This window comes from Komagataeibacter europaeus LMG 18890 (assembly GCF_000285295.1).
Lineage (GTDB): Bacteria > Pseudomonadota > Alphaproteobacteria > Acetobacterales > Acetobacteraceae > Komagataeibacter > Komagataeibacter europaeus.
This window is the reverse complement of record NZ_CADP01000168.1, coordinates 1-4,249: the sequence shown is the minus strand read 5'-3', so window position 1 is coordinate 4,249 and position 4,249 is coordinate 1. Positions and strand designations below refer to the sequence as shown.

At 60.6% G+C, this 4,249-nt stretch carries 5 protein-coding genes; 4 read left to right on the top strand and 1 reads right to left on the bottom strand.

The window, feature by feature from the left end:
• Nucleotides 1–289: helix-turn-helix domain-containing protein (locus GEU01_RS19730; protein WP_026018896.1), on the bottom strand; the 289-nt coding region annotated here is incomplete at its 3' end.
• A gap of 149 nt (nucleotides 290–438) precedes the next feature.
• Between GEU01_RS19730 and GEU01_RS19725 the strand changes: the two genes are divergently transcribed.
• From GEU01_RS19725 to GEU01_RS19710, 4 genes are all read left to right on the top strand, one after another.
• Nucleotides 439–2,226, top strand: coding sequence for a thiamine pyrophosphate-requiring protein (locus tag GEU01_RS19725; RefSeq protein ID WP_019087426.1), 1,788 nt, complete (start codon nucleotides 439–441; stop codon nucleotides 2,224–2,226).
• Nucleotides 2,227–2,487: 261 nt separating this feature from the next.
• Nucleotides 2,488–3,141, top strand: coding sequence for a cytochrome c3 family protein (locus tag GEU01_RS19720; protein ID WP_026018895.1), 654 nt, complete (start codon nucleotides 2,488–2,490; stop codon nucleotides 3,139–3,141).
• On the top strand, nucleotides 3,129–3,974 hold the full coding sequence (locus GEU01_RS19715) for a molybdopterin-binding domain-containing protein (RefSeq protein WP_019087424.1): 846 nt from the start codon (nucleotides 3,129–3,131) through the stop codon (nucleotides 3,972–3,974). Before GEU01_RS19720 ends, GEU01_RS19715 begins: the two co-directional genes overlap by 13 nt.
• A 14-nt stretch (nucleotides 3,975–3,988) precedes the next feature.
• Nucleotides 3,989–4,249 (top strand): helix-turn-helix domain-containing protein (locus GEU01_RS19710; RefSeq protein WP_026018662.1); only part of this gene is annotated, 261 nt, incomplete at its 3' end.

The window sequence follows — 4,249 nt, the reverse complement described above, 5'->3', positions numbered from 1 at the left end:
GCCGGGTTTTCAAGGCAGACAGCATCTCCTGTGTCAGGCGGGCTTTTTGTCCCCCGCCATGACGATCCACAAGGCCATCCAGACCATCCGCATTGAAACGCACCACCCAGTCACGGATACTCTGACGGTCTGTCCCGGCAAGCAGGGCCGCCTCGCCGCGTGAGGCGCCATCATAAATCGCCGCAAGCGCCAGCAGGTGACGCGACTGACCCGCATGCCGGCTTCTGCGCGCAAGGCGTCGCAACTCCGAACTATCATGATCGTCACGCAGGGATAGAGGGCTGCCCATCCAGAATGCCTCCTTCAGAGAATGGTCTGCATCCTGTGAATCACATTTTTAACCCGATGGGTACCCCGTGAGTCAGACCAAACAATGGTTGGTATAACCCCTTCGAATTTTCGGCGTTGGCCAGATGTATCCGACAGGAGACCCCCGAAATGAATGTCAGCGAATTCTTATGGAAACGCCTTCAGGAATGGGGTCTCAGGCGCGCCTACGGTTACCCGGGCGATGGGGCAGGCGGAATAGACGTGGCCCTGCAACGCGAAGTGGATGCGGGCAATGTTGAATACGTTCAGGTGCGACATGAGGAGATGGCGGCGTTCATGGCAGCAGCCCATGCCAAGTTTACCGGGCAGGTGGGGCTGTGTTTCGCAACATCAGGCCCCGGTGCCATCCACCTGCTGAACGGGCTGTATGATGCCAAGCTGGACCATGTCGGTGTGGTGGCGATCATGGGCCAGCAGGCCCGCACGGCGATTGGCACGAATTACCAGCAGGAAGTGGACCTGCAATCGCTGTGCAAGGATGTGGCGTGCGAATACATCGTAACCGTGACCGAACCATCGCAGATACGCCATGCGCTGGACCGGGCCGTGCGGATCGCACGCGACAAACGCGCCCCCACGGTCGTGATCGTGCCCAATGACCTGCAGGAACTGCCCTATGCCGACCCGCCAATGGCCCATGGTTCGACCCATACGGGCATCGGCACGACAATCGGCAGCAAGGTGCCCGAGGAGGCAGCCCTGCGTGCTGCGGCCGAAATACTCAATACCGGCAAAAAGGTTGCGATCCTGGCCGGCGCGGGTGCGCTGGAGGCAACGGACCAGTTGCTCCAGATCGCGGAAATCCTTGGGGCAGGGATTGCCAAGGCACTGCTGGGAAAAGCGGCCGTGCCCGATGAACTGCCCTTCGTCACCGGTTCGATCGGACTGCTGGGCACGAAGCCGTCATGGGATCTGATGAAGGAATGCGACACGTTCCTTATGGTGGGGTCATCGTTCCCTTACAGCGAATTCCTGCCAAAACCCGGTCGGGCACGCGGGGTGCAGATCGACATCAATGGCGCCAACCTGTCCCTGCGTTACCCGATGGAGGTCAACCTGCAGGGCGATAGCGCCGCGACATTGCGCGCCCTGATCCCGCTGCTTCATCACAACAGTGACCGCTCATGGCGTGCCCATATCGAAAAGGAAGTGGCCCAGTGGTGGAAAGTGCTGGAAGCCCGCGCCATGACCAGCGCCCAGCCGCTTAACCCGCAGCGCGTGTTCTGGGAACTTTCGCCCCGCCTGCCGGAAAACGCCATTATTACTGCGGATTTCGGCTCCGTCGCCAACTGGTATGCGCGCGACCTGAAAATGCGCCGGGGCATGAAGGCATCACTTTCAGGCGGCCTTGCCTCCCTCGGGGCGGGGACGCCTTACGCCATGGCAGGCAAGATGGCCTATCCCGAACGCACGGTCATTGCCTGCATGGGCGACGGGGCCATGCAGATGAATGGCCTGAACGTCATGATCACGATTTCCAAATACTGGAAGCAATGGTCCAATCCCCGGCTGATCGTCCTGGTGCTGAATAATCAGGATCTCAATCAGGTGACATGGGAAGAACGCATCCAGCTTGGCAAGGGCAAGACGGAATCAACCCAGTCCATCCCTGATTTTCCCTATCATCGGTATGCAGAATTACTTGGGCTGAAGGGCATCTATGTGGACAATCCCGATGATGTCGCCACGGCGTGGGAAGAGGCACTAGGCGCCGACCGCCCTGTTATCCTTGAAGCCCGCACCGACCCTAACGTGCCACCCCTGCCGCCGCATATCACCCTACAGCAGGCCAAGGCCTTCCTGTCATCACTGCCTACGGAACCGGAGCGGGCCAGTGTTCTGCTTGGTTCGGCAAAGGAAATGCTGGCGTCCTTCCTGCCTGCAGGAAAATCGTGAGGCGCCCGGGTTTACAGATCGATGGCGTCACGGCGCAGGCCTTTACACTCCCAACCGACAGTCCGGAAGCCGATGGCACGATGGCATGGTGGCCAATGCAATCTCGGCTGTCGATACGGCGGTATTCACCGCCTTGTGATGGGATCGTTTTTTTCGGCAGTGACGTTCTGTCCGGGGGATGCCTCGAGCGTGCCGCGTGCCTGCCTGTGACCAGATAAAGCCCGGTCCAGAAGGCCGCCATCACAGATGGAACGCAAACTGATGGGAGCACCGTTCACCTCCCGCGCCAATATCATCATGACGACATGCCTGGCCGTCATTGCCTGTGTGGTCATAAGTGTGTGCCTGCTGTGGTTTGCATGGCCGTATTCCGATTATGACCGGCATGTGGGCTGGGCTGTCGAACAGCCGGTTCCTTTCAGCCACCAGCATCATGTGGCTGGTCTGGGGCTTGATTGTCGCTTCTGCCACAGCAGCGTGGAACGCAGCGCGCAGGCCAGCCTGCCCCCAACCTTTACCTGCATGACGTGCCATTCACAGATCTGGACGAATGCCGCAGTGCTCGCGGCCGTTCGCGACAGTTTGCTAAGGAACACCCCCATGACCTGGCAGCGGGTGACCAATGTGCCGGACTATGTCTATTTCAATCACAGCATTCATGTCGCCAAAGGGGTGGGCTGTGAAAGCTGTCACGGCAATGTTGCCGCCATGCCGCTGACCTACAAGGCAAAAACATTGACGATGCAGTTCTGTGTGAACTGCCATCGCAACCCCGGTCCGAACCTGCGCCCGGCGGAAAACATATTTGACACGGACTGGCACCCCGGCCCCGACACACCGGGCGCACCCGCCTTGATGGCACGGTATCATCTTGGCAGGCGTAACCTTACGGAATGCTCGATATGCCACCGGTAGGGCAAGCGCCACGCACCGCCATCGAAATGTCGGACAGGGCGCTCGTCCGCCATTTTCCCCAGCTTGAATCCGCGCTGTCCCACACGCTGGATCGGCGGCGCATGCTCAAGTTGCTGGGGCTTGCGCTGGCCAGTGGCGGGGTGGCCGGCTGTGACCCCGGCACGCCTGACCGGGGCTTCGTTTCGGCCGTGCGCGCAGCGGAAGGCGTGGTGCCCGGTCTGCCCAATGTCTACGCCACTGCTCATGTGCGTGATGGTTATGCGGAGGGAATTCTGGTCACGCACCAGATGGGGCGGCCGATCAAGGTAGAGGGCAATCCCGGCCACCCCAGCAGCCTGGGCGCCACGGATGTGATGGCCCAGGCGCTGATTTACGATTTTTATGATCCCGACCGCGCCACGGGTCCGCTCCACAAAGGCATGCCGACCTCATGGCCGGATCTGGCTGCCGCCATGCAGAAGATGCGCGCAACCGCCATGACCCCACGCGCCGGTAGTACCCATGCAGGCGAGGGGCTGCGTATCCTGACCGGTACGGTCACGTCTCCCACGCTGGGCCGGACGATTGAACGGATCCTTGCCGCTTTCCCCGGTGCGGTATGGCATGAATGGGATGCGATCGGGCGTGAGAATGTAACGCGGGGCCTTGGTCTGGCTTATGGCGCACCTGCCGCGGTTATTGTCGATCCGCGACAGGCGGATGTGCTGCTCGCGCTGGATAGTGACCTGCTGGATAGCGCGCCGGGACATCTGATACCAACCATTGTTTGGCCTGACTCACGGGGTACCCATCGGTTTAAAAATGTGATTCATAGGATGCAGACCATTCTCTGAAGGAGGCATTCTGGATGGGCAGCCCTCTATCCCTGCGTGACGATCATGATAGTTCGGAGTTGCGACGCCTTGCGCGCAGAAGCCGGCATGCGGGTCAGTCGCGTCGCCTGTTGGCGCTTGCGGCGATTTATGATGGCGCCTCGCGCGGCGAGGCGGCCCTGCTTGCGGGGACAGACCGTCAGAGTATCCGTGACTGGGTGCTGCGTTTCAATGCGGATGGCCCGGATGGCCTTGTGGATCGTCATGGCGGGGGACAGAAAGCCCGCCTGACACAG

What these genes read in the sequence shown, in the direction of transcription:
- GEU01_RS19725 (WP_019087426.1), top strand. Translation starts at nt 439, where the DNA reads ATGAATGTCAGCGAATTCTTATGGAAACGCCTTCAGGAATGGGGTCTC.
- GEU01_RS19720 (WP_026018895.1), top strand. Translation starts at nt 2,488, where the DNA reads ATGGGAGCACCGTTCACCTCCCGCGCCAATATCATCATGACGACATGC.
- GEU01_RS19715 (WP_019087424.1), top strand. Translation starts at nt 3,129, where the DNA reads ATGCCACCGGTAGGGCAAGCGCCACGCACCGCCATCGAAATGTCGGAC.